The organism is Brevibacillus massiliensis, assembly GCF_000311785.1.
Classification (GTDB): Bacteria; Bacillota; Bacilli; order Brevibacillales; family Brevibacillaceae; genus Brevibacillus_C; species Brevibacillus_C massiliensis.
In genome coordinates, this window is the sequence record NZ_HE978536.1 from 1 (window position 1) to 23,412 (window position 23,412).

The 23,412-nt window shown below is 54.8% G+C and carries 24 protein-coding genes, 1 other RNA gene and 1 riboswitch; of the genes, 10 read left to right on the forward strand and 15 right to left on the reverse strand.

Going from position 1 to position 23,412, the window contains the following annotated elements:
• Window positions 1-1,583 (reverse strand): peptide chain release factor 3 (locus tag HGBM_RS03800; protein WP_019119764.1); only part of this gene is annotated, 1,583 nt, incomplete at its 3' end.
• Window positions 1,584-1,806: 223 nt separating this feature from the next.
• Between HGBM_RS03800 and HGBM_RS03805 the strand changes: the two genes are divergently transcribed.
• The 3 genes from HGBM_RS03805 (at window position 1,807) to HGBM_RS30195 (ending at window position 5,511) form a co-directional block, all read left to right on the forward strand.
• Window positions 1,807-3,258, forward strand: coding sequence for an RNA-guided endonuclease InsQ/TnpB family protein (locus HGBM_RS03805; protein ID WP_019119765.1), 1,452 nt, complete (start codon window positions 1,807-1,809; stop codon window positions 3,256-3,258).
• Window positions 3,259-3,441: 183 nt separating this feature from the next.
• On the forward strand, window positions 3,442-4,953 hold the full coding sequence (locus HGBM_RS03810; protein ID WP_019119766.1) for a carboxypeptidase M32: 1,512 nt from the start codon (window positions 3,442-3,444) through the stop codon (window positions 4,951-4,953).
• Window positions 4,954-5,280: 327 nt separating this feature from the next.
• The gene (locus tag HGBM_RS30195; RefSeq protein ID WP_147512798.1) at window positions 5,281-5,511 is read left to right on the forward strand and encodes a hypothetical protein; all 231 of its coding nucleotides are present in this window, start codon (window positions 5,281-5,283) and stop codon (window positions 5,509-5,511) included.
• Between the two features lie 256 nt (window positions 5,512-5,767).
• On the opposite strand, the gene HGBM_RS03815 is transcribed toward HGBM_RS30195, so the two are convergent.
• The 3 genes from HGBM_RS03815 to metH are packed head-to-tail and all read right to left on the reverse strand — an operon-like array spanning window position 5,768 to window position 12,732.
• On the reverse strand, window positions 5,768-7,303 hold the full coding sequence (locus tag HGBM_RS03815; RefSeq protein WP_019119767.1) for a bifunctional ADP-dependent NAD(P)H-hydrate dehydratase/NAD(P)H-hydrate epimerase: 1,536 nt from the start codon (window positions 7,301-7,303) through the stop codon (window positions 5,768-5,770).
• A gap of 44 nt (window positions 7,304-7,347) precedes the next feature.
• Window positions 7,348-9,225, reverse strand: a complete 1,878-nt coding sequence (locus tag HGBM_RS03820; RefSeq protein WP_019119768.1) for a bifunctional homocysteine S-methyltransferase/methylenetetrahydrofolate reductase — start codon at window positions 9,223-9,225, stop codon at window positions 7,348-7,350.
• A 45-nt stretch (window positions 9,226-9,270) separates the two neighbouring features.
• Complete coding sequence (gene metH, locus HGBM_RS03825) at window positions 9,271-12,732, reverse strand: methionine synthase (protein ID WP_019119769.1); 3,462 nt, start codon at window positions 12,730-12,732, stop codon at window positions 9,271-9,273.
• Window positions 12,733-12,813: 81 nt separating this feature from the next.
• Window positions 12,814-12,912, reverse strand: a riboswitch (SAM riboswitch).
• A gap of 192 nt (window positions 12,913-13,104) precedes the next feature.
• Between metH and HGBM_RS29325 the strand changes: the two genes are divergently transcribed.
• Window positions 13,105-13,200 carry a YjcZ family sporulation protein gene (locus tag HGBM_RS29325; protein ID WP_019119770.1) on the forward strand — a complete coding sequence of 32 codons (96 nt, stop codon included), beginning with the start codon at window positions 13,105-13,107 and terminating at the stop codon, window positions 13,198-13,200.
• Between the two features lie 162 nt (window positions 13,201-13,362).
• On the forward strand, window positions 13,363-13,842 hold the full coding sequence (locus tag HGBM_RS03840; RefSeq protein ID WP_019119772.1) for a hypothetical protein: 480 nt from the start codon (window positions 13,363-13,365) through the stop codon (window positions 13,840-13,842).
• Window positions 13,843-13,894: 52 nt separating this feature from the next.
• Here HGBM_RS03840 and HGBM_RS03845 read toward each other — a convergent pair whose 3' ends face one another.
• The 7 genes from HGBM_RS03845 to rnpB all read right to left on the reverse strand — a co-directional run bounded on the left by HGBM_RS03845 (window position 13,895) and on the right by rnpB (window position 18,242).
• Window positions 13,895-14,281, reverse strand: coding sequence for a hypothetical protein (locus HGBM_RS03845; protein WP_019119773.1), 387 nt, complete (start codon window positions 14,279-14,281; stop codon window positions 13,895-13,897).
• Between the two features lie 40 nt (window positions 14,282-14,321).
• Window positions 14,322-15,170: a deoxyribonuclease IV gene (locus HGBM_RS03850; protein ID WP_019119774.1), complete on the reverse strand. Its 849-nt coding sequence runs from the start codon at window positions 15,168-15,170 to the stop codon at window positions 14,322-14,324.
• A 441-nt stretch (window positions 15,171-15,611) separates the two neighbouring features.
• Window positions 15,612-16,346, reverse strand: coding sequence for a metallophosphoesterase family protein (locus HGBM_RS03860; RefSeq protein ID WP_019119776.1), 735 nt, complete (start codon window positions 16,344-16,346; stop codon window positions 15,612-15,614).
• A gap of 265 nt (window positions 16,347-16,611) precedes the next feature.
• Window positions 16,612-17,208, reverse strand: coding sequence for an ATP-binding protein (locus HGBM_RS03865; protein WP_019119777.1), 597 nt, complete (start codon window positions 17,206-17,208; stop codon window positions 16,612-16,614).
• Window positions 17,205-17,390 carry a PAS domain-containing protein gene (locus tag HGBM_RS03870; protein WP_019119778.1) on the reverse strand — a complete coding sequence of 62 codons (186 nt, stop codon included), beginning with the start codon at window positions 17,388-17,390 and terminating at the stop codon, window positions 17,205-17,207. The genes HGBM_RS03865 and HGBM_RS03870 overlap by 4 nt, the downstream gene beginning before the upstream one ends.
• Before the next feature lie 55 nt (window positions 17,391-17,445).
• The gene (locus HGBM_RS03875; RefSeq protein ID WP_019119779.1) at window positions 17,446-17,682 is read right to left on the reverse strand and encodes a hypothetical protein; all 237 of its coding nucleotides are present in this window, start codon (window positions 17,680-17,682) and stop codon (window positions 17,446-17,448) included.
• Window positions 17,683-17,857: 175 nt separating this feature from the next.
• Window positions 17,858-18,242, reverse strand: an RNA gene (gene rnpB, locus HGBM_RS29330) — RNase P RNA component class B.
• A 163-nt stretch (window positions 18,243-18,405) separates the two neighbouring features.
• Here rnpB and HGBM_RS03880 point away from each other — a divergent pair.
• From HGBM_RS03880 to HGBM_RS03890, 3 genes are read left to right on the forward strand one after another with little or no spacing between them, the layout of a single operon-like run.
• Window positions 18,406-19,020, forward strand: coding sequence for a GNAT family N-acetyltransferase (locus HGBM_RS03880; RefSeq protein ID WP_019119780.1), 615 nt, complete (start codon window positions 18,406-18,408; stop codon window positions 19,018-19,020).
• Window positions 19,017-19,319, forward strand: a complete 303-nt coding sequence (locus HGBM_RS03885) for an iron-sulfur cluster biosynthesis family protein (protein ID WP_019119781.1) — start codon at window positions 19,017-19,019, stop codon at window positions 19,317-19,319. Before HGBM_RS03880 ends, HGBM_RS03885 begins: the two co-directional genes overlap by 4 nt.
• A gap of 32 nt (window positions 19,320-19,351) precedes the next feature.
• Entirely contained in the window at window positions 19,352-19,882 is a 531-nt protein-coding gene (locus tag HGBM_RS03890; protein ID WP_019119782.1) for a gamma carbonic anhydrase, read from the forward strand.
• Between the two features lie 83 nt (window positions 19,883-19,965).
• Here the strand turns inward: HGBM_RS03890 and HGBM_RS03895 are convergent, their stop codons facing one another.
• Entirely contained in the window at window positions 19,966-20,622 is a 657-nt protein-coding gene (locus HGBM_RS03895; protein ID WP_019119783.1) for a DUF1385 domain-containing protein, read from the reverse strand.
• A 133-nt stretch (window positions 20,623-20,755) separates the two neighbouring features.
• On the opposite strand from HGBM_RS03895, the gene HGBM_RS03905 reads away from it, so the two are divergent.
• On the forward strand, window positions 20,756-21,037 hold the full coding sequence (locus HGBM_RS03905; protein WP_026074190.1) for an alpha/beta-type small acid-soluble spore protein: 282 nt from the start codon (window positions 20,756-20,758) through the stop codon (window positions 21,035-21,037).
• Between the two features lie 41 nt (window positions 21,038-21,078).
• Here the strand turns inward: HGBM_RS03905 and HGBM_RS03910 are convergent, their stop codons facing one another.
• The 3 genes from HGBM_RS03910 to HGBM_RS03920 all read right to left on the reverse strand — a co-directional run bounded on the left by HGBM_RS03910 (window position 21,079) and on the right by HGBM_RS03920 (window position 22,661).
• Window positions 21,079-21,297 carry a hypothetical protein gene (locus tag HGBM_RS03910; RefSeq protein WP_019119786.1) on the reverse strand — a complete coding sequence of 73 codons (219 nt, stop codon included), beginning with the start codon at window positions 21,295-21,297 and terminating at the stop codon, window positions 21,079-21,081.
• 100 nt (window positions 21,298-21,397) lie between these two features.
• Window positions 21,398-22,195, reverse strand: coding sequence for a carbon-nitrogen family hydrolase (locus HGBM_RS03915; RefSeq protein WP_019119787.1), 798 nt, complete (start codon window positions 22,193-22,195; stop codon window positions 21,398-21,400).
• A 187-nt stretch (window positions 22,196-22,382) separates the two neighbouring features.
• Window positions 22,383-22,661: a LysM peptidoglycan-binding domain-containing protein gene (locus HGBM_RS03920; RefSeq protein WP_019119788.1), complete on the reverse strand. Its 279-nt coding sequence runs from the start codon at window positions 22,659-22,661 to the stop codon at window positions 22,383-22,385.
• 281 nt (window positions 22,662-22,942) lie between these two features.
• On the opposite strand from HGBM_RS03920, the gene HGBM_RS03925 reads away from it, so the two are divergent.
• Complete coding sequence (locus HGBM_RS03925) at window positions 22,943-23,401, forward strand: GreA/GreB family elongation factor (RefSeq protein WP_019119789.1); 459 nt, start codon at window positions 22,943-22,945, stop codon at window positions 23,399-23,401.
• The last annotated feature ends 11 nt before the right edge of the window (window positions 23,402-23,412 follow it).

A 23,412-nucleotide genomic window follows, 5' to 3' on the forward strand; every position in this document is an offset into this window, starting at 1 on the left:
GTTTTTAACCCCAGCGAGCTTTCATGGAACCTGATATCCGGGTATTTATCCTGTGCCATGCGCAGCTGGTATTCGCTTTCGAACAGCATCACCGGCCGCCCGTAGCGATCCCGAACCGTCTGGCTGCGCTTTTGCAAGGTGTCAAGCGTCGCTTTGTCGCCCTCGATCCAGCGGGCGATCTGATACGGCATACGCTGCAGCATGATGTCAACGCCGTATTCCGCCTTCAGACGGTACTCCAGGACTTCAAACTGCAGCACTCCGACTACGCCGATAATCAGCTCTTCCATCGGGTAGGTGCGGAACAATTGTACCGTCCCCTCCTCCGTCAACTGCATGATCCCCTTTTGAAACTGCTTGTGCTTCATCGCGTCCTTCACCGTTATCTTGGAAAAGAACTCCGGCGAGAAGTGCGGCATCTCTTCATACTCGAAAGCGCCGCCGACGCATAGGGTATCACCGATCTGGAAGATGCCGGGATCAAACAGTCCGATCACGTCGCCTGCGTATGACTGCTCGACGATTTCCCGATCCTGGGCCATAAACTGCAGCGGCTGGGCCAGTTTGATGTCCCGCCCCAGGCGGACGTGCCGGACGGTCATGCCCCGTTCAAAACGCCCCGAGCAAATCCGCAAAAACGCCACCCTGTCCCGATGCGCCGGATTCATGTTGGCCTGGATTTTAAAGATAAATCCGGAGAAGGCCTCCTCATACGGGTCGATCGGACCGATCGTGCTTTTCTTCGCAGACGGCGGCGGAGCCATTTGCAGGAAGTTTTCCAAAAAGGTCTGCACCCCGAAGTTGTTGATCGCGCTGCCGAAAAAGACGGGCGTCAATTCGCCTTTGGCGATCAGCTCGGGATCGAACGGGTCACCTGCCACGTCCAACAGGGACAGCTCATCGGCAAGCTGCTGTCCCAAAGCACTGCCCACGCGAGTGCTGATCAGCGAGTCGTCCGGACCGCTCACCTGAACAAAGGAAATCTCCTCGTGATCGCTTCCCTCTGTATACAATTCCACCCTTGACTTCTGCCGGTCGTAAATGCCGCACAGCGAACTGCCCATGCCAATCGGCCAGTTCATCGGATACGAACGAATCCCCAGCACCCGCTCGATCTCTTCCAAGAGTTCAAACGGATCCTTCCCGTGCCGGTCCAGTTTATTGATAAACGTAAAAATGGGAATTCCCCGCATGCGGCAGACTTTAAACAGCTTGATCGTCTGCGCCTCCACCCCCTTGGCTGCGTCGATGATCATGACTGCCGCGTCAGCAGCCGTCAAGGTGCGGTAGGTATCCTCACTAAAATCCTGGTGACCAGGCGTGTCGAGAATGTTGATGTGGTGTCCCTTGTACTCAAACTCCATGGCGCTGGAGGTAACGGAAATTCCCCGCTTTTTCTCAATTTCCATCCAGTCTGAGGTGGCATGCTTGGAGTTTTTTCTGCCTTTGACCACCCCAGCCTCACGGATGGCTCCGCCGTAGTAGAGCAATTTTTCGGTCATCGTCGTCTTCCCGGCATCCGGGTGGGAAATAATCGCAAATGTCCTTCGTCTGGCTATCTCTTGTGCAATTGCTTGGTCCATATCCATTTCTCCTTACAAGTGTGACTAAATCTATCATGCCGAGGCCTCCTTCTTCAAGTGCCTCAAAAAACAAAGGGGGGAGGGCAATCGGTGACATCTTGGGCATATTTTCGAAATCCCGGCTTGCTTAGCGATCCGTGCAGATGGTAAAAAGCCCTTCCACTTTCATACAAAATTTGTTAGAATTATAGGAACATACGTTTGCGAGAAGGGAGGTGGAATCATGCCGGATCAATATTACAAAACGTTTCAAATCTGCATCAAGAAAGGACATCGCTTATTTCCTTATTGTAAACAGATGTGTCAAAATGCCAAGCATTTATATAACACCACCAATTTTTATATCCGTCAAGTATACACCGCATTCCGGCAACAAAAATCTCTGCAACCTCTGCAGCAAGAAGTACTGAATACGATGCAACAATATATCGAAGCAATGAACGAACGGCAACGTCAGGCTTATTGGTCGAGAGTTACAAAGGAACAGCAAAAACCCGTGGAACAGCGTAAAGAGATTCGATGCAACGAATTTGTCCTGCCGTCTGAAGAGAGTCCTTATGTAGACTACCATTTTTTAGACAGCCTATTTAAAATCTCAGAACAAAAGGATTATCGTTCCCTTCCAACACAAAGCAGCCAATGGGTCATCAAGCGTGTATTTCAAAATTGGAAATCCTTCTTTGCGAGCATCAAAGACTTTCGGCAACATCCCGAAAAGTATTCCGGAAAACCCCGTATTCCGACATACAGTCGCGCAAAGGAAAAGGAAATCCTGTTTACGAATCAAGATTGTGCCATAAGAGAAGGGAAGTTTCTTAAATTCCCGAAAACAAGTCAGCGACTTAACATCGGTAAGCTTGGGTACACCGGCGGGAAGTTGAGACAGGTACGAGTTATTCCAAAGTATGGGCAATATGTCGTCGAATTGATCTTTGCCTGCCCGTTTGAAACCAAGATGACGGAAAAAGACAAGTACATGGCGATTGACTTAGGCATTGATAATCTTGCAACCATCGTTACCACAACGGGGTCGCGTCCGGTGTTGGTGAAGGGCAAGCATATCAAGTCGATCAATCAGTATTACAACAAAAGGAAAGCTCATTATCTGGGCATCCTCCGTCAAGGAAAGCAAACGAAAGAAGGGCAGCATACCTCCAAGCGATTGGAGCGATTGCATCACATTCGGTATTTCAAAATCAAAGACCTGTTTCACAAGGCGAGCTACCAGATTGTCCAACTTGCTGCCCGGCAAAACATCGGGACGATCATCATCGGGCATAATCCGGGCTGGAAACAGGAAGCCAACATCGGCAAAAGAAACAACCAGTCCTTTTGTCATCTCCCCCATCATATGTTGACCTGTATGATCCAATATAAAGCAGCCCAGCAGGGGATTGACGTGCAATTCACAGAAGAAGCCTATACCTCAAAAGCTAGTTTTCTGGACCGCGATCCCCTACCCTCCTATGAACAAGGAATTACGCAACGGTTCTCTGGAAAACGGATCAAGCGCGGCCTATATAAGAGTAGGAAAGGCTTGATCAATGCCGATGTAAACGGTGCAGCCAATATCCTGCGAAAAGTAGTCCCAGCGGCTTCGGCTCATGGGATAGAGGGGTTGGACGGTAGTCAGTCCGTCAACGTGCGGGCTCCACTGGTGCTTCGCATTTGGTAGTTTACGATTGATACACCAGAAACCCCCACTTCAACTAGATCCTAGTGATGGTAAGTGGCGGGAGTAATCATACAGACAATCCCGTGCATGCGAAAGCAGGAATCCGCGACCCGCCTTAGCTGGTATTTTCTGTGTTATAATAACCTTGATCAAAATTTTTTAATAAGGAGGACTCCCCACCTCATGAGTCAGGACAAACTCGTAAGCGATTTTCGCAACTACGTCAAAAAGCTGGTCAGTTACAATCAAGCTTTGGCCGTACTGGGTTGGGATTTGCGGACGAAGGCACCGCGCAAGGGAGCACACGCCCGTTCGGAAGTGATCGGCGTTCTCTCCGGCGAGCAGTTCAAACTGGCCACTTCCCGGGAGTACGAGGAGTACCTCACCGCGCTTAGCGAACCGGACCGGTTGGCCTCGCTTGATCCGGTCACTCGCAAGACCGTGCTTGAAGGCAAGAAGGAATTTGAGCGCAGCAAAAAACTGCCGCCGGAGAAGTACCAGGAATTCGTCATCACCACGACACAAGCCGAGACAATGTGGGAGGATGCCCGCAAAAACAACGATTTTGCCAGCTTTCGCCCGTATCTGGAGAAAATCGTCAAGCTGCAGTTGGAATTCATCGACTACTGGGGGCACAGCGGGGTCAAGTACGACACCTTGCTGGATATGTACGAACCAGGGATGACAACCGCACAGCTGGATGAGATGTTCGGCAAGCTGCGTGAAAAAACCGTTCCACTGGTGCAGGCGATCGCCGAATCGCCGAACAAGCCAGACACCGGATTTCTCACCAGGCCGTACGATATCGCCCGCCAAGAAGCCTTCAGCCGCTACGTGCTGGAAAAGATCGGATACGATTTCGCGGCCGGCAGAATCGACATCAGCGCTCATCCGTTTTGCACCAGCTTTGCGCCGGGTGACGTACGGATCACAACCAAGTACGATCCAAACGACTTCCGTGTCGCCTTCTTCAGCTGCACGCACGAAGCGGGCCACGCCATCTACGAGCAGAACATCAATCCCGACTTGTTCGGCACCCTGCTCTGTGACGGCACCTCTATGGGGATTCACGAGTCCCAATCCCGTTTCTGGGAGAATATTGTATGCCGCAGCCTGCCGTTTTGGCAGCACTTCTTCGGCGATCTGGCCAAACAGTTTCCGGATCAACTGGCAGGGGTTCAAGCGGAAGACTTCTACCGCGCCGTCAACTACGTTCAGCCCTCGCTCATTCGCATTGAGGCGGATGAAGTTACATACAACCTGCACATCATGATCCGCTACGAGATTGAGAAAGGATTGATCAACGAGACGATGGAGGTCGGTGACCTGCCCCGCATCTGGAACGAAAAAATGAAAGAATACCTCGGCGTGGTGCCGCCAAACGACGCAGACGGGGTCTTGCAGGACGTTCACTGGTCAGGCGGCAGCTTCGGCTACTTCCCCACCTACTCGCTGGGCAATGTCTACGCCGCACAATTTGCCCACGCCATGAGGCAGCAAATTAGCGGCTTCGACGAGCTGATCGCGGGCGGCGAATTCGCACCGATCCGCACCTGGTTGAAGGAGAACATCCATCAGTGGGGCAAAATGAAGAGCCCTTCGGAGTTGGTGCACGACATCACCGGCGAAGCGATGAACGCTGACTATCTCGTCCAATACTTGGAGAAAAAGGTGAAAGATGTATATCAATTGTAGATAGGACGTTCGGCTCAAAAGGCAAGCCTTCTTTCAAGAGGCTTGCCTTCATGCTGTAGTGGAAACGATACCCCCAAGCCCCCCTTCGTCATCCCTCTTCATTCTAAGCAGTCACCCTGAGCCGTGATAGAACTCCGCTATCATTCGAACCGAGCCTTTCAGAGCTTCTCTTGTTGTGACGCTGCATGTCGGCGGTCGCGACCCACATGCGGCCCTAACAGATGGTTATCTGAAGCGATTTTTTGTCACCTGGATTTCTATCCGTTTCCTTTTCTTTTCACCTCGCATCTTTTATATGAAATCCTTATCGAAAGCGGGGTGATTGATTTGGCTCGCCTAAGAACGGATATCGTCGTGATCGAGTTCAGACGCGTTGTCAGGGCCGGCGTGCGGCTGAGAATTATCCAAGCTGTTCGCGTAATCGGCAGCGCTTTTCCGTGCAGACGATTTTTAATGATCGGCAATCGCGTGGGTCCGGCACAGCGCTGTCTGCTTGCTAACGGATTTCGTCTCGTCGTATCTAGCCGAAATGTCCTGATCTTCGTACGCAGGAGGTAAACAAAACGAAAGGTGACTCTCTGTGCTCAGAGGGTCACCTGTTTTCCTAACAAATTCTTCAGAGGAGGATATCGTTCTCACAACAATCGAAGGAGGTATAGAGTTTGGCCAGATCCACTCGTGTCCTGTTAGGTTCAGTGGTTCGCCCGCATCCTTTCCCACATCCAGCAAGTGATGGAGCAGCAATCGGTGCTTCTGGCACAGATTGGAGCCAATACAGCTTCAGAGCCCCAGTCGGCGGATGCTTCAATCAGGCCTACAACTCCTCGATGATATCCCCCGCCAAGAGCGAACCCTGGGCATGCCGTTTCGCCGCTGCTCTGTCACCAGCCGTCCCGTGCAGCCAGACACCCAGACAAGCGGCCTGGCTCGCCTTGAAGCCCTGTGCCGACAAACTTCCGATCATTCCAGCCAACACGTCGCCACTGCCCGCTGTGGCCATGCCGGGATTGCCCGTCGGATTGATATAGACCGCTCCATCAGGTGCAGCCACCACTGTCCCGGCTCCCTTTAACACCACAACTACCTGATGGCGAAGCGCGTAGCTTCTGGCTAACTCGATCCGGTTTTGCTGCACTTCCGCTGTGGTCACCCCGGCCAGCCTGGACATTTCCCCCGGATGAGGGGTGAGAATCACCCCGCCCCCTCTCCTTGGCCAAGCCGCGAAGTCGGCGTCGGCGAGCATGTTTAACGCGTCTGCATCCAGCACAAGCGGGCAATCGCTCTTCTCCCAGATCAGGCGCAGCCACTCGGTATCTCCACAGAAGCGGCCCAGTCCGGGACCGATCACTGCCGCATCCCTGCCGGACAACAACTGCAGCAGGGTTTGAACGTTATGCCGGTCGTGTCCTGTTCCCGGTATGCCGGACAGCATTACCTCGGGGACTTGCCCGATAAGAGCGGGAAGCAAATCATCCGGCACCGCCCAGGTGACCAGCCCGCACCCTGCCCGCAGCGCCGCTTTGCTGCAGAGCAGGCCGGCTCCGCTCATCTGCCGGCTGCCGGCGCAGACCAGCAGATGGCCATAGGTGCCCTTGTGGCTGTCCGGCTTCCTCGGCAGCGCCGGATCCAGTCCTAATTCCTCCCGAAACAGCCGCTCTCCCAGCAAGTATGTATGGATGCCAAACTGTCGGGCAAGATCAGGCCAAATCCCGATCTGTCCCACCGCGATCTGTCCGGCGGCCCCTGTTCCGGGCTGCTGGACCAACCCCCGTTTGAGAAAAGCGAGCGCCACCGTGCGGGCTGCCCGGATACAAGGATCGTACACCCGTCCTGTATCCGGGTCAAGCCCGCTGGGAATGTCGACGGAGACGATCGGCAGCCCGCTCTCATTCGCTGCCCGGATCAGTTCGGCATACGAGCCGCGCGGCGCCCCTTTCGACCCTGTTCCGATCAGGGCGTCAACGATTCCGTCGTAATCGTGCCAATCAATCGGTGCAGTGCCGTACGTCAGGGTTGGCACCCCTAGACGGGATGCCACGTCGCGCTGAAAGCCGGCATCACCGCTCAACTGATCAGGCGGCACGGCGTAGATCACCGTCACTTCCATGCCGCTCTCGATCAGGTGCCTGGCCGCAACCAGGCCGTCTCCGCCGTTGTTTCCCTTGCCGGCGAGGACCGCCCAGCGGGGCGGACGGCCTGGACGAGACAGCCCTGACTCGCGGGAAAACCGCTCCACCTCACGGGCTACCGCGGCCCCGGCGTTTTCCATCAGCACGATAGCGGGGATGCCAATCGCTTTGATAGCGTGTTCATCCAGCTTGCGCATTTCCTCAGCAGTCAATACGTACATCTGAAAACGGCTCCCTTCCAAAAGGAGGTCAAAACAAGGCAGGCTTACGTGCCTGCCACTTGCCTGGCGGCATCACCCTGCGCGTTTGAATGATCCAAGACGTATTTTGTCAGCTCGACCGTCATCTGATAGTAGGAAAACGGCGTGATCAGGTAGATGCCGCGGAAGTATTTCATCGCCGTATCAAGCAGTTCCTTTGCCATCGCGGTGCCCTCGCGGCGTCCGTCCTCGCCCTGCAGCTCCTTCATCCGCTCAAGCGCTGCCTGGGACAGCTTGATCCCCGGGACTTCGTTGTGCAGGAACTGCGCGTTGCGCCAGCCTGTAAGCGGCATAATGCCGATAAAGATCGGGATGCCGATATGCTTCGTCGCGTGGTAGATCAGCTCGATCGTTTCCGCATCGTAGACAGGCTGGGTCATGATGAAATCGGCCCCTGCCTCCACCTTTTTCTCCAGACGCTGCACCGCTGCTTCGATCTTCCGGACGTGCGGATTAAAGGCGGCTCCGACGACGAACTGCGCCTTTTGCTTCAGCGGCCTGCCGGAGAAAGAGAAGCCTTCATTCAACTGCTTGATCATGCGGATCAAATCAAATGAAGTCACGTCAAATACGGAACTGGCCCCCGGCAGGTCGCCAAACTTGGACGGGTCTCCCGTGATGACCAGCACTTGATCGATGCCCAGTGCATGCAGGCCCATCAGATGGGACTGCTGGCCGATCAGATTGCGGTCACGGCAGGCGATGTGCAGGAGCGGGTCGATACCAAACCGGTGTTTCATCAGTGCGCCCAGGGCCATATTGCTCATCCGCACATTCGCCAGCGAGTTGTCCGCCAAGGTGATCGCATCGGCTCCCGCATTGTGCAGCTCACAGCAGCCGTGCAGAAATTGATCTGCGTCCAGATCCTTGGGCGGGTCAAATTCCACGATGATCGTATGCCGCTCTTTTACCTGTTCCACGATCGTCGGCTGCTGTCTTTGCTTGACGCTGTAGAGAGCTGCCGCTTGCCGTTCGTTCTGCCCTGTCGGCGGATTGACTCGCGGCAGCGGCGGCAGATCGGCGAGTGCCTCGGCGATCGCCCGGACGTGTGCCGGAGTCGTGCCGCAGCATCCCCCGATCAAGCGGACGCCGAGCTCACGCAGGCGAGCCGCGCTTTCCGCGAAGTACTCCGGTGTCGACTTGAACGCGTAGGAGCCGTCCGCCATCCCGAGCCTACCCGCATTGGGAAAGGCGGAGAGCAATACGCCTTCCGGTACGACGCAGCTTTCAAACGAGCGGATGATCTCGGCCGGCCCTAACCGGCAGTTCAGCCCGACCGTATCTGCTCCTGCCTGCTGAAGCTGGCGGAAGGCCTCGCCGAGCGTATAGCCATCCCGCGTGCGCCCTACTTCCATCGTCGCCAGCTGCGCCAGAATCGGCACGTTCGTCAGCGGACGGATTACTTCGAGGGCCAGCAGCAGTTCCTCCAGGTCGAGGAACGTCTCCAGCAAAATCCCGTCCACCCCTTCATGGAGCAGAGCGATCGCCTGTTCTTCAAACAAGTCGCGAAAGCCTTCCAACTGCGGCATCCGCACCCGCCCGGCGATGATCGAGCCGATGCTGCCGACGACAAAGGCGTCATCCCCTGCCGCCTCCCTGGCGATCTGCACTGCCGCCCGGTTGATCCGGGCTACCCGGTTTTCCAAGCCGTAACGGGAGAGGCTGTCGCGATTGGCCCCGAAGGTATTGGTCTCCAGCAGCCGCGCACCTGCCGCATAGTAGGCGCTGTGGACATCTTTCACCAACTTGGGATTGGACAAACAAAGCTCTTCATAGCTGGTGCGGATCGGAACACCCAGCTGGTAAAGCTGGGTGGCCATCGCGCCGTCCCCGATCAGCAGATGTTCGGTCAGATACCCTTTTAAATCTCGTTTACTCCCCATAATACGTCCCTTCTCTCACTTCTTCGTTTCCGCGCTTCCCTATGCTCAAACCTCAAAGACGGACGGTCCGGCGTTAAAGTAACGAGCTTCAGGGTGAGCGAACACCATCGCCGATACGGAAGCTTCCGGTTCCATCATGAAGCCCTCTGTCAAATGAATGCCGATATCTTCCGGACGCAGCAAGCGGAACAGCTTCTCCTGATCTTCCAAATTCGGGCAGGCCGGGTAGCCGAACGAAACGCGTATCCCTTGATACCGCGCACCAAAGCGCTCGGCCATCGTCATCTCCGCAGGGTCAGGGAAGCCCCAGACGTCCCGCATCACGTGGTGAATCCGCTCTGCAAAGGCTTCCGCCGTCTCCAGGGCGACGGCCTGCAGCGCGTGTGAACGCAGGTAATCGCCGCTCTCCTTCCACTTGGTCGACTGCTCGCGAATGTTGTGGCCGCAGGTGACAGCCAGGAACCCAACGTAATCCATCTCGCCGCTTTCGACGGGCCGGAGAAAATCGGACAGGCAGAGATGCGGCTCGTCCGGCTGCCGCGGGAAGGTGAAGCGTTCCACCAGCCGGGTCTGATCGGCAGGATCGTAGATCAGAATGTCGTCGCCGTCGGCTTGCGCCGGGAAAAACTGATACATGCCATGGGCCCGGATCAAGCCTTCCTCACGCGCTTCGCGCAGCAGTTCCTCCACGACGCCGTACAATTGGACGGTTTTCTCGTCCCCTTCAGCCAGCAGCTTGTCGACGTTGCCGCGAACCCCCAGGTGCTTTCCGAGCAGCATCCGCAGGTTGATATACGGCTGCAGATGGCCGATCGGATAGTCGCGCAGAACGTGCCTTTCCAAATCCTGCGGCACGAATATCGGGGCGGTTCGGCTGATCGCGGACCGCTTCACACCCGTTTTGCCTGATCCCGTGGTCGCCTGCTCACCCGCTTGGGCAGCAGCCGCAGCAGCTTCCTTGGCCTTTGCCTGTTCTTCACGAATCGCCTCTACAGCCGCGGGATCCAGCAGTTTGTTCGCCAGGTCGAGACCGTCCATGGCATCCTTGGCATACAGCACCAGACCGTCGTATTCGGCCGCGATCCGGTTCTGGGTAAATTTACGGGTCAGGGCGGCTCCGCCTACCAGCAGCGGCACATTGATCCCCGCTGAACGCATGTCCTGGGCCGTCACCACCATCTGCTGCGCTGACTTGACAAGCAAGCCGGACAGTCCGACGATATCCGGTTTTTCGCTGCGGCAAGCGGCAATCAGCTGTTCCGGCGGCACTTTGATTCCTAAGTTCACCACGTTGTATCCGTTGTTGGACAGGATGATCTCGACCAGATTTTTGCCGATGTCGTGGACGTCCCCCTTCACGGTGGCGAGCAGAACCTTCCCTTTGGTGGCCGATTCCGTCTTTTCCATCAACGGTTCGAGAAACGCCACGGCCGCCTTCATGACTTCGGCACTCTGGAGAACTTCCGCGACAATCAGCTGATTGGCGTTAAACAGCCGTCCGACCTCTTCCATTCCAGCCATCAGCGGCCCGTTAATGATATCGAGCGGAGCGTATTTCTTCAGCGCTTCCTCCAGGTCGGGGATCAGGCCCTCTTTCGATCCTTCTACGACATAATTGGCCAACCGCTCTTCCAGGGACAGCGTCGAGGCCTCTTTTTTTACGACGACTTTCTTCTGCCGGTAAAAATCCGTAAAGGCTGCCAGCGTCTCGTCATTGGTTCTGAACAGCAGCGCTTCCGCCAGCTCCCGCTCCTCCTGCGGAATCGAAGCGTATCGTTCGAGCTTCTCCGTATTGACGATCGCATAATCCAATCCGGCCAGGGTCGTGTGGTACAGGAAGACCGCATTCAGCACTTCCCTTCCCGCCGGCGGCAGGCCAAAAGAGACGTTGCTGATGCCGAGAATCGTCTTGCACTCCGGCATCTCCTGCTTGATCAAGCGAATTCCTTCCACGGTTTCCAACGCGGACCCGATGTACTGTTCATCCCCTGTCCCGACCGGGAAGACCAGCGGGTCGAAGATGATGTCCTGCGGCTTCACCCCGTACTGGTTGACCAAGAGGTCGTAGGAGCGCTTCGCCACCTCCAGCTTGCGTTCACGGGTGACCGCCATCCCGGACTCTTCGATCGTCCCCACGACGACCGCCGCGCCGTAGCGATGGATGAGCGGCACCACTTCTTCAAAGCGCTTCAATCCGTCCTCCAGGTTGATCGAGTTGATGATCGCCTTTCCCTGCGAGAATTTCAACCCCAACTCCAGCACTTCGGCATCGGTCGAGTCGATCATCAGCGGGGCTTTTACCTTTTTCACCACATAGCTGAGAAAGTTTTCCATGTCCTTCAGTTCGTCCCTGTCGGGGTCAGCCAGGCAGACATCGATGACATGGGCTCCCCGCTTGACCTGGGCCCGGGCGATATCGGATGCTTCTTCATACTGTCCGGCGGCGATCAGATCGCGGAACTTTTTCGAACCGATGACATTTGTCCGCTCGCCGACCAATAGCGGCCGGTTGTCCTCCTCCACGTAGACGACATCGATTCCCGACACGGCGCTAAGCGGCTTGGATGAAAAGGGACGGGGAGCATAGCCGCTGAGTGCCTCCGCGAGCGCCTTGATGTGTTCCGGCGTCGTCCCGCAGCAGCCTCCGGCGATATTGAGCCATCCCCTTTCGGCAAAGGCGGCCATCTTCGCCGCCAGGGATTGCGGCGATTCATGGTAGTGCCCATTTTCATCCGGCAAGCCGGCATTGGGATAGCAGCTTACACCGCACCCGGACAGGTCGGCCAATGTCCGCAGATGGTCGCGCATGAACTCAGGGCCGGTCGCGCAGTTCAAGCCGACCGACACCGGCTTCAGATGCTCGATGGAAACGTAGAACGCTTCGATATTTTGACCAGCCAGGGTGGTGCCCATCGGTTCGATCGTGCCTGAGATCATCACGGGTACTTCCCGTCCCAATTCGGAAAAGGCCTGGCGGATACCAATCCCACCTGCCTTCACATTCAGCGTATCTTGCGACGTCTCCAAGAGCAGCACGTCCACACCGCCAATCATTAATGCCTTGGCCTGGCGGTAGTAGCTCTCTACCAATCCTTCAAACGTAACTCCGCCCGTCAGTGACAGCGTCTTGGTCGTCGGACCCATCGATCCGGCAACATACCGCGGCCACTCAGGAGTGGATGCCGCATCCGCCGCAGCGCGCGCGATCCGGGCTGCGGCCACGTTGATTTCTTCGTCCTTCTCCTGCAGGTCGTACTCGGCAAGAACCACCGTGGTCGCCCCGAATGTATTGGTCTCAATGATGTCGGCTCCCGCTTCCAGGTACTTGTCGTGTATGGAGCGTATCACATCCGGCCGGGTGAGGTTGAGAATTTCGTTGCAGCCTTCATACTCCTCGCCGCCAAAGTCTTTCGCTGTCAAATCTGCCTGCTGCAGCATCGTTCCCATCGCGCCATCCAATATGAGAATTTTACGACACAGTTGCTCTTGAAAACTCGGTTTACTCATCAAAACTAACCTCTTTCTGACATAAAAATACCTCTTCCCGGCAAATAAGAAGAGGATTACGCACGAAATGACTATGCTCCTCTCTTATCTGTCAAAGCGAGCGCGCTTTGCTGGAATTGGCACCAGATACCGGTTGCCGAGGCTTCACAGGGCCAGTCCCTCCACCTCTCTGGATAAGAGTACTTGTCATGCAATTTTTTATTCATTATATATTAGCATTTGCTTGCTGCTTCGTCAATGAGCGGTCTTACGGATGAATACGTGCCGATCCAGGTGAACAGCCCATTTTCCCGGGCACCAAGATACCTGCCCACAACAAACTAGTCAAAAGTGTATACACTAGAGCATAATCGAAAGGAGGAGGAACAAGAAATGAGCACATCGTTCTGTGGAGGGTTTTTCGAAAATTTCGCCGTCGTGCTGGTGCTGTTTATACTACTCGTAATCGTGGGAAGCACAGACAACTAATCGGTGTCAAACAAATGGCAGAGGAGCCCGGTCATTGCCGCGGCTCTTTTTGTTTGGAACTGCCGGCTTCCCGAATTTTTTGCCGTTCGGATTTGTCAGCGGGATCGCTTTTTGCTACCATGAAGCTAAACCTGTACGATGGATGACAAAGGGGTTACACGGATGAACGAGCATGCCCGATTTTTTCTGAGAGATGCTTTTATGGCCAAACTGGACACGGTAAACAAACTGGAAGAAAACGATTTTGAACGGTACCAGATTGTCAAAGACCTGGAAACAGGACAGCATTACCTGCATTATACGCTCGAAATACTCCGCCTGTCCGAGGGCGGTTACAAAGACCAGTACGATTATTTTCTTCCGCTCCAATCAGATGATGTGCTGGGAATCGTACTCGGCGAGCAGCCTTATTCGTTTCCGGATCACTGGAAGGAAACGTATCTGCGCAGCGGGTTGGACAATCGGCTGATGTGGTTCGACCCGAAGGAGAACTTCGAGTCATTTGCCGATGCCGAGGAGGAACAATCTCTTATAGAATCGCTGCGCCGCTTTAAATCGGAATGGGAACACGCCGCAGACAAGGAGGCCCTGACCAAAAAACTGTTCGACGAGCTGGGAGCACAGCGCAAGAAGCCGTCATGATTGGACGATTGGACGAAACACAGCAGCAGGTGCGGCACCTGCTGCTGTGTTTTTACTTTCCGCTGCCAAACCAGGTTTTAGCCAGCTGCGATACCACCTGCTTGGGCAGCGACTGAGCTCTTTGCACCTCGCGGCCGTCAGCGTCCACCCCGCGGTAAAGCAGGTTCTTGTCGTCCTCAGGGTCAGATTTGGTTTCGAGGGTGAGCTCTCCCAGCTTTCCCGCCACTGTCCAATCTTCGATCATGATCTGGTATTCGCCGGGAGCCAGTTCGATGTAATCTTCATCGCTCACGTCGACAACCGCATAGCCGTCTGGCTCAATTTCGGCTTCGTATGTACGCCCGTTTGCCGATTCGTAAAGGGCCAGTTCGCCCGGGTCATTCAGGTTTTCGGCAATCGCGGAAAAATCCCGGATTGTTACTTTTACTGTTCGCTTCACTTCGCTATCGCCTCCACACCTTACTTTAGCACGAAGCACGTCAAGGATACCAGCGATCGAAAAAACTGTTTACCAAGGCGATCTCTTCCCGATGAGATCCCGACGCGGGAGTCGGCGTTTCCAGGATGACGGGAAGCTCGTTCAACTCTGGGGTTTGCAGTAGTTCAACCAGTGCCTCGACCCCGATCTCGCCGTGCCCGATGTTGGCATGGCGGTCACGGCGCGAAGCGGACGGGTAGCGGGAATCGTTGAGATGCACCGCCCGCAAATGGGGCAGGTAGCCCATGCCCCTTGCTTTCTCAGCCACTTGCGGCCAATTTTTGCCCGTCCACATGCCGCTGGCGAAAGCATGGCAGGTATCGAGGCAAAAGCCGATTTTCTCCGGATGGGCGAGGAGACTCCGCACTTCGCTCAACTCTTCCAGGGTCGTCCCCATCCTCCCTCCCTGCCCCGCATTGTTCTCCAGCAGGATCAGGGCCTGCCCCTCCCATCTGCCCAGGATCTCGTTCAGCATGCTGATCATCCGTTGGTAGCCGTAGAGCGGATCTGTGCTGGCCCCCTTGTACTGGCCGAAGTGGACGACGATCCCTGCGGAGCCGCAGGCATCCGCGATCTCCAGATCGTTGAGGAGCGAATGAATCGTTGCCGTATACAGCTCTGGCGCATCCACCGACAAATTCGTCGGATACGGGGTATGGACGATCGAGAGGAGCTGATGTTCCTCGCAATACGCCCGGCACATCGCAGCATCCCGATGGTCAAACCGCTTGACCGACAAGCTGCGCGGATTTTTGGGGAAGTACTGAAACGAACGGGCCCCCAGCGCCAGGGCGGTCTTTGCCGCGGCCAAATAGCCCGATCTGATGCTGACGTGGCAGCCAAATTTCATGTACGCCATCCCTTCTGCTGCGTTTTCGTGATGAATGGAACGCTGGCTTGTTGGTACTTAGAATCAACTTTTGTGATGCTTCGAATACACGGCCTGCCGGCTCATGTCTCGTGCGGCTACAGGCTGCAAGGGTAAGCAGGATCTTCCATCTCAGATACACGCGCCCTTTATACAGAAAACCGGCCCTCCGCCAAGCAGGAGTTCCGGTTTCCCTTTTTCATCCTTGTTTCCTGTTCAGCCGCGCTATCAGATGCCCCCGGCCGCCGCCTGTACGCCAAAACAAACATGACCCCGTTGTCGGTCGGAAGTGCAGGAAAGTCCAGCAAGCGCTTCGCCGGCATGCATGGTGAAAAATTCCCTTTCGAGGTTCTTTCACCTCCCGCTGCATACAGTCTTTTGGATGGCGAAGTATAGTTCCATCGTTCCCGCGAGGGTTTTTCTTTATTTTCCAAACGGACTGGTCGCGGTGCGAATAACGCGCATCATCGTTTCCGCGTTGGGGTATTCCAACCGCCTATATTGCGCCGCAACCTGTTCTACATCATAAGCCACCCGTTCGATCGAGATCCGGTACCGATCTCCTTGTACCTCCACTACAGCGTAAGAAGCACGGGCCAGCCCGTCAAAGGGAAGACCGACGCTGCCGGTATTGACCAGGCATTTCCCTCCGATGAAGCGGACATATGGCAGATGGATATGAGAATAGATGTAAATCGACGCGTCACGGCCGGACATCAGCTTGCCGCTCAGCTCATCCGTTTTTTGGTCGGGCAGGACCACTTCGAACAGACTGTCCGGGGTCGCGTGGAAGGCGTGAATCGATAGCGCCTCGGAAACAGGGACAGCCAGTTCGGTCGGCAAGGAATCCAGCCAGGACAAGTCTGCTTCCGTCAGCCTGGAGCTCGTCCACTCTTGCTCGCAATTCATCATCTCCAGCATGCTGTCAGGCACTTCCCCCTTCCGTACACCTCTCACCGTCCATTCGTCGGCATTGCCCTTGATCACCTGCGCCCCGAGTGAGCGAACCATGTCCAGTGCCCGCTTGGGTTCCGGTCCCCGGTAGGCAATGTCACCCAGGACGAAAACGCGGTCCACTTTTTGCGCTTTCACATCGCTGAGCACTGCCTCCAGCGCGACCGCATTGCCGTGAATGTCAGACAGAAAAGCTAGCTTCATCTCTGATCTACCACCTTGCAAGGAACGTATTTCCCACATCATACCATACCCGGGCTTTCCTAATGGAAAAATCGGAACGGACCATGAATAAAGTTGTGTTATATGGATGATTATTTACAATGAAATTTTCCATATGTATTGTCTTTCCCATATTATTTAGAGGGTCTCCCTTTTGGACACTCCTATTTCTTTCGTCGTTCTGGCATAAAATAAGCCGGTTTTTACCACGTCAAGGGGTATTGCCGGCCGCTTTTTCCATTAAACCTCAGACTTTATCAATCGGTAAAATGACTTCGACGGTCGTCCCTTTCTGTTCCTCGCTCTCAACGTGTATCCTGCCGCCATGGTCTTCAATAATTTTATAACTCACCATGAATCCAAGTCCGGTCCCTCTCTCCTTTGTCGTATAAAACGGTTCACCCAGCCTGTCAAGAGAGGCCAGTGGAATGCCGGATCCTTGATCGATGAACCGCACACTTACATGCCTGTCGTCAAACCATCCCGCTATGACGGTTACCGTCCCGCCGTGCGGCATCGCCTCGATGGCGTTCTTCAGCAGGTTGATAAACACTTGCTTTAATTGGTACTCGACACACTTCAACAGGGGCATGCCGGTATCAAATTCTGCGACAAGCTGTACGTTATGGATAATTGCCTGCATCTCCAGAAGGGTGTTCACTTTTTCCAGGATGGTCAGCAGGTTGTGTTCCCGCTGCAGGGTGACTTGCGGTTTAGCCAAGAGGAGCAGTTCGCTGACGATGGAATTGATCCGCTCCAGTTCAGACAGCATGATGTCGGTGTACAATCTGTTGTCCTGCCCGTCCAATTGCAGCAGTTGGGTAAATCCTTTCAGTGCTGTCAAAGGATTGCGGATTTCGCGGGCGACTCCTGCCGCCAGCTGGCCAATGACGGATAATTTGTCGGAATTTCGGATAAGATCTTCCGTTTTTTTCGTTCGGTGATATCGCGCGTGATCGCCGCAACACCGATGACCTCTCCCTTTGCATTGCGAATCGGAGGCAAGGTGATGCTGGCATCAAGCATTTGCCATCCTTGCGGCGGCGGTGCGTCTCGCGGCCGATTACCATCCCGCCCAGCCCTACCTTCGCAAACATCTCCACAGCTTTACCGAACAGACGTCCCGTTCCGACTCCCCCGCCAGATTCATGCACATCACATCACCGTCTGCAGAAAGCGCCACAAGAATCTCTGACGTTTGTTCAAACAGGGTCTTGCACCACGGCTCCAAAACCAGCTTTCGCCTTCCACTTCTCATGACTCGTTCATGAATCGTCTGGGCCACAACTGTTTTGTCACTGCCAAAATGATCGTGCATCCGGCTCGTTTTCCCCTTTTTACTTTCAGCATAGGTGAAAAGCGTATGGTGAACAAGCAAAAGGTTGCGACACGCTTCGACAGAAACATCTTAGCATCAACAGAAAAAGAGGCATGTCCGCCAAATTGGCAGAAATGCCTCTCTTTGCAAGTTCAAATAGGATACCGTCAAGAAATGCTGTAAGCCAGGTTCTGTCTCTTCTGTGCTGCAAACGGGTCTCCCCTCGCACAAGAAGCGGTAGTCATCTATCTATGGCAGCTCGAACTGCCATCTGTCCGTCCGTTCATTTCCTTCGGGACAGTTCCCCTACCAAAATTTGGGTTTCTCGCTCGCAGGGTTTACCTCGTTCCATCCTCCCTGTCGCCAGGGAAGCTGCGTTTCTGTGGCACTTTCAGCGTACTCGGGTCTACGTGAGAACCCTTTTCGCGCCGTCAGCGAGATCGCTGTCTCGCTGCCCTAGTTTGCACTAGGTACGAACACTCCAGGCATCTCAGCCTGGGCGAGCCTGGACTTTCCTCTGCCGCCGATCGTGATGACCGCGACAGCGACTACCCGCATTTCTTGCTGTATCGTAACAGTAGCAAAAGTAAATGTAACACATCTTGAAACGATTGGTCAACTGATTTTTATTGGCAGCAGATGATAATTTTTCCTTGTCTCTGTTTGCTCAACCATTTATAATAGAATATCCGAATTTTTCATCACAGATACAGGGGGCACGTGATGGATCTCTTTCGCTTGAGAATAAACGGCAGCAAGGTATCCCTTCGGCTGCTTTCTGCCGGGGATGCACCTGCGTTTCTAGACTACCTCATTCGAAATAAAACGGCACACCAACCCTTCATGCCGCTGCGCGAAGCTGACTACTTCACCCTTGAGACGGCAGCGCGCGTGACAGACCAAAGAAGGCTGGTAGAGGCAGACCAGCAGTACATGTTCGGCGTTTTTTCCCGGGAGACGGGGCAGTTGATCGGAAAAGCCAATTTATCCAAGATTATACGAGCTGCCTTTCAAAACGCCTTTCTCGGCTACGACATCGACCATACCGTCCAAAACAGGGGATACATGACCGAAGCGATTCGGATGGTCACCGCCTTCGGATTAAACGCTTTGGACCTGCATCGCATTCAGGCCTCGATCATGCCGCGCAATCTGGCATCTCAGCGCGTCGTCGAAAATGCCGGCTACATCCGGGAAGGCTACAGCGAAAACTACGTAAAGATCAACGGTGTCTGGGAGGACCACTTCATCTACGCCATCACCTGTGAACGATATCATCGGCTGCCGCCATCGCTCAAATACGCCGGAAGCATCGAGGGGGCTATGACGGCAACATGATGACGATCACTCCACTCGCTGCCGCCTGCCTGGCGCTGATGATCGCAGACGAACCTGATGCCGAGCGTTTAGGCATCCGGATCGTGATGACGACGACAGGCTGCAGCAGTATCTCCTACAGTATCGCCATTACCGAGCGTTCGGCAGGCGAACAGACTGCACTGCTTTCAGGAATTCGGGTATTTTACCGCGAGGAGGACTTGCCCCGCATCACCGGACTCGTCATCGATCTCAATCGCACGAATGGCCGCCTGCAGTTATTTCATCCGAACCAGCCAAACAACTGTCCGCTATCTTAACGCTATCTTAATCGAACAAGGAGGCTTCACTCATGCTGATACTGCCCTTCAACGGAAAAATGCCAAAAATCGATGACTCCGTCTTCCTTGCCCGCGGTGTCCTGATCTCCGGGGACGTTACCATCGGCGCCGATACGTCTGTCTGGTACAATACCGTCATCCGCGGCGACATCTCTCCGACGATCATCGGCTGCCGGGTCAGCATCCAGGACAACAGCACCCTGCACCAAAGCCCGGGTACCCCGCTGGTGATCGAAGACGAGGTGACGATTGGACACAATGCCGTACTGCACAGCTGCCACGTCCGCAAAGGCGCACTGATCGGCATGGGCGCGATCGTTCTTGACGGTGCGGAGATTGGGGAAGAGGCGATGGTAGGGGCAGGTGCCCTGGTGCCCCCGCGAATGAAGATTCCGCCTCGCACCCTGGTCGTCGGCTCGCCCGCAAAGGTCAAGCGGGAGCTGACCGAAGCGGATTTCCAGGAACTGATCCGCGTTCGGCAGTCCTATGTCGAGAAAGGAAAGATCTACAAGCAGTTGGAAGCGGAGGCTGCACGCAAATAGACGCCAGGCAGGCAAATCAGCCCAACCGGCGTGCAGAAAATAAAGAGGGGGAGCGGCTGCTGTTGGCCTGTTCCCCTTTTTCCTCACGCGCTTTTTCCGCGATAGTGTTCAAACATCTGATAAGAGCGAATCGCCGTTTCCAAGTGGATCTGGTCCGGCTCCATCGTCGTTACATGCCGCTGCAAGAAGCCGGAAAGGCGAAAAAACGGCTTCATCCACCCCGGCCGATACGTCTGGCCGAGGGAGCCCGCGACAACGCCAAGCGCGCCGCACAAGACACTCCATCCCAAGGGCAAAAACAGCAGGGCAAGCAGAAAGGACACAAAAAAATAGGTGACGTAATTCGTCGAACATCCGCTGTTCACGATCGATGCCTGCTTGATTTCCTGGATCGCTTCCAGCCGTTTTGTCCCGTTGTAGCTGAACACTTTATGCTCCGCCCCGTGGAATTGTTTCAAACGGCGGGGAAAGATAAAGTGAAAGCCTGCAGCGTAGAGCACCAGCCACAATGGATTCAATTCCCCGTATACAGGAAAAAACAGATACAGCAAAACGGCAAGGTGAAACAGTTGATACGGCCAGGGAAGCGAAAGCAGTACCCTCCACCAGATTTTCCCAAGTGTTTTTGGGGTGATCGGCTCTGCCCAAACGTGGATGACCCCTCGCTTCACTTCGGCACAGGCGAGTACCCGGCGATTGTGAAAAAACACGCCGCGCCCGAAAGAAACACCCATGATCAATATCCGGCCACCTCCTCTGCAGAAACCCGGTTGTATGTGTAATTCCAGTATAACACGCTGCCAACAGGAAAGGACTGCTGAAACAACTTCTTCTCCTCTGGGTATCCTAAAGGAAAGACGGAGGTGAAGATCGATGAGTCGAAACAGAAGACCCATGGTTCCGGCTTCCCGGGAAGCCCTTGACCTGTTGAAAGCCCGGTTGCAGAACGTAGACAAGCCGGATCAGGCGAAGTATAAAGTTGCCGATTCCCTCAACATTCCCCTCTCCCACGGTTACAATGGACAGCTTACCGCGCACGACGCCGGGAAAATCGGCGGAGAGCTTGGCGGCAGTATGGTGAAAGAGCTGATCCGCTCCGCTCAAATGGCGCTGACGGCAAATGAACAAACTGGCGAAAACAAGCGGACAACGTAAAAGGAACCGCTCTGCAAGCCGGTTCCCCGTCAGTTGGAACATCAGGTTTTCAGCCGGCGTTTCCGCCGCTGGTCAAAATCCAGTTCTTCTGCCACTCTGCGGGATCGCGGCTGACCCAACATGGATTTGCCGATTTCATTCACCTGATGGAAGGAATCAAACATCGTGTCCAGAACCTCAACCAGTTGCCGTATTTGCCCCATTTTTCCGCGAACTCCCCCAAAATGATAGCGCAGATCATTTCCATTTAGACGGATCATGCTCCCACCTCCTCAACGTCAATCCCCTGGTATCACCCTATGCAGGAAACCTCCTGGTGGATAAAAGGAGGAAGAGCCGGATCCGCCCATTTTTGCTTGGCTACTTCAGATCATAGAGGGACGTTCGCCGATCCGTAAACACCGGAATGCGGCTCCGAACCTCATCGACCAACGCCAAGTCGATTTGCGCTTGGACCACTTCTTCCTGCTCAGACCCTTCAGCAATGACTTCCCCCCACGGGTCGATCACCAGTGAATGTCCGAAGAACTCCGAACCTCCGCCGAACCCTACGCGATTGCAGGCGACGACGTACATCTGATTTTCGATCGCTCTGGCGATCAGCAGCTGGCGCCAATGCTGCAGGCGGGGATTGGGCCACTGTGCGGGGACAAACAAAACTTTCATCCCTTGCAGCGCATACGTGCGAATCCACTCCGGGAAGCGGATATCGTAGCAGATGACCGAACCTGTCGTCTGACCATCCATCTCATACAGTCCCAAGCGGTTTCCCGCGGTGAGGTGTTTTTCCTCTTCCATCAGTCGGAACAGGTGGACCTTGGCGTACTCGCCAATCAGATTGCCTTTGCGGTCAAACACAAAGCTGGTGTTTGTCACCTGATCCCCGGCCCTCTTGGCTACCGACCCGCCGATGACGTAGCTGTTCAACCGTCTTGCGGCCCAGCTGAGCAGTTCAATCGCCCGCTCCCCTTGCTCATCGGCAATCTCGTCCAAGCGCGGCAAATCATAAGCCGTATCCCACAGTTCCGGCAGTAAGAGAACATCCGTCTGGCTGCCGGAAACAGCCAGGGAATCCACCAGTGAACGTACCTTTTCCCGATTTTGTTCAGGCTGGCCGAAAGCCACGTCCATCTGCAGCAGCGCAACATTCCATTTCATTTGATTTCTCCGACTCCCTTTCATCTGTTTGACTCTATCGTATCCTCCCCGACTGCTCTTGGGCAAGCAAAAGAATAGAAAGGCTCCGCCAAAAAGTGTGGCGAAGCCATCGCTGCAGGCCGACAAGGCAAAATCGGGTCGCTTAGGGAGAAACTTCGGAGACTGGCATTCCCGGTTGAAATGCCGGCTATCGCTGCATCAGTCGGTTTACCCGCCGTTCCAGCCGGTCTACCCTCCTGTCCAGATCATCGGTCCGCTGCTCCAGGTTGTCGACGCGTCTATCCAGATCTTCAAGCGTGATCCCGCCTGGACCGGGTGGACGTGTCGTCGGAATGTACAGCGTTTGACCTGCGTACAGGATGTACGGCGGCTGCAAGCGGTTCTGGCGGATGATCACATCCGTCGGCACACCAAACCGGCGGGAAATGGAATATAATGTATCACCGGGTCTCACTACATAGTTCACATGTATCCCTCCTCATGTTATACGCTACTAGGGTATGTTCCCGGGAGGGCGGGTGAAATAGACTTGCACCCATTTTCGGGCAGTTTGGTCACGGACCTATTGGCAAGCCTGAAATCGCTTTCTTGGATGGACTTTCCATCAGGTTATGTTATGATATCAGTATAGGGTCCCTTGATATCCCAAGGGGCTTATTATTTTATCAGGGGGGAACATTATGCAGTTATGGGCCAAACCTTATTACGTCAAGACGGGCAAGATGTGCTGCAAAGGAGAGGAATATTATGAGCCTTAGTCACCAGCAGGCGTACAAAGACAGTCTGGTCAAGCAGCTCAGGTACTTCGACGAGCAGAAGTCCGCATTTTTGGACCAGCATTTTCCATACTCCAGCGAGGGCCTGAGGGAACGGCAAAAAATTGACCGATTGTTGGTCCGGTACGTGTCTGAGGTTGAGCGGATGGTCTCGGCGTCCGACGAAACAACGCTTCAATCTACGGTTTTGATCGGCAGCAGGGTGACCATCAAATATACAAATGACAACGAAACCGAAACGCTGACCATTTGCTTTCCCGACCAGACCGACCCCGACGCCGGGCACATTTCCTTCCTCTCCCCGTTCGGCATGCAGCTGCTGCTCGCTTCCAAAAATGAGCGGATCCAGATTGATACGCCCGCAGGTTCACTGGAGGTATCGATAGAGGAGATAGAGTATAGCGAATGGGAAGGACTTACATCCGAATGAACGCCGAAATG

Bases quoted from the DNA above. Each gene is read 5' to 3' on its own strand.
- HGBM_RS03805 (WP_019119765.1), top strand. From the start codon at position 1,807: ATGCCGGATCAATATTACAAAACGTTTCAAATCTGCATCAAGAAAGGA.
- HGBM_RS03810 (WP_019119766.1), top strand. From the start codon at position 3,442: ATGAGTCAGGACAAACTCGTAAGCGATTTTCGCAACTACGTCAAAAAG.
- HGBM_RS03815 (WP_019119767.1), bottom strand. From the start codon at position 7,303: ATGTACGTATTGACTGCTGAGGAAATGCGCAAGCTGGATGAACACGCT.
- HGBM_RS03820 (WP_019119768.1), bottom strand. From the start codon at position 9,225: ATGGGGAGTAAACGAGATTTAAAAGGGTATCTGACCGAACATCTGCTG.
- metH (WP_019119769.1), bottom strand. From the start codon at position 12,732: ATGAGTAAACCGAGTTTTCAAGAGCAACTGTGTCGTAAAATTCTCATA.
- HGBM_RS29325 (WP_019119770.1), top strand. From the start codon at position 13,105: ATGAGCACATCGTTCTGTGGAGGGTTTTTCGAAAATTTCGCCGTCGTG.
- HGBM_RS03840 (WP_019119772.1), top strand. From the start codon at position 13,363: ATGAACGAGCATGCCCGATTTTTTCTGAGAGATGCTTTTATGGCCAAA.
- HGBM_RS03850 (WP_019119774.1), bottom strand. From the start codon at position 15,170: ATGAAATTTGGCTGCCACGTCAGCATCAGATCGGGCTATTTGGCCGCG.
- HGBM_RS03860 (WP_019119776.1), bottom strand. From the start codon at position 16,346: ATGAAGCTAGCTTTTCTGTCTGACATTCACGGCAATGCGGTCGCGCTG.
- HGBM_RS03870 (WP_019119778.1), bottom strand. From the start codon at position 17,390: ATGCTTGATGCCAGCATCACCTTGCCTCCGATTCGCAATGCAAAGGGA.
- HGBM_RS03875 (WP_019119779.1), bottom strand. From the start codon at position 17,682: ATGCACGATCATTTTGGCAGTGACAAAACAGTTGTGGCCCAGACGATT.
- HGBM_RS03880 (WP_019119780.1), top strand. From the start codon at position 18,406: ATGGATCTCTTTCGCTTGAGAATAAACGGCAGCAAGGTATCCCTTCGG.
- HGBM_RS03885 (WP_019119781.1), top strand. From the start codon at position 19,017: ATGATGACGATCACTCCACTCGCTGCCGCCTGCCTGGCGCTGATGATC.
- HGBM_RS03890 (WP_019119782.1), top strand. From the start codon at position 19,352: ATGCTGATACTGCCCTTCAACGGAAAAATGCCAAAAATCGATGACTCC.
- HGBM_RS03905 (WP_026074190.1), top strand. From the start codon at position 20,756: ATGAGTCGAAACAGAAGACCCATGGTTCCGGCTTCCCGGGAAGCCCTT.
- HGBM_RS03910 (WP_019119786.1), bottom strand. From the start codon at position 21,297: ATGATCCGTCTAAATGGAAATGATCTGCGCTATCATTTTGGGGGAGTT.
- HGBM_RS03915 (WP_019119787.1), bottom strand. From the start codon at position 22,195: ATGAAATGGAATGTTGCGCTGCTGCAGATGGACGTGGCTTTCGGCCAG.
- HGBM_RS03925 (WP_019119789.1), top strand. From the start codon at position 22,943: ATGAGCCTTAGTCACCAGCAGGCGTACAAAGACAGTCTGGTCAAGCAG.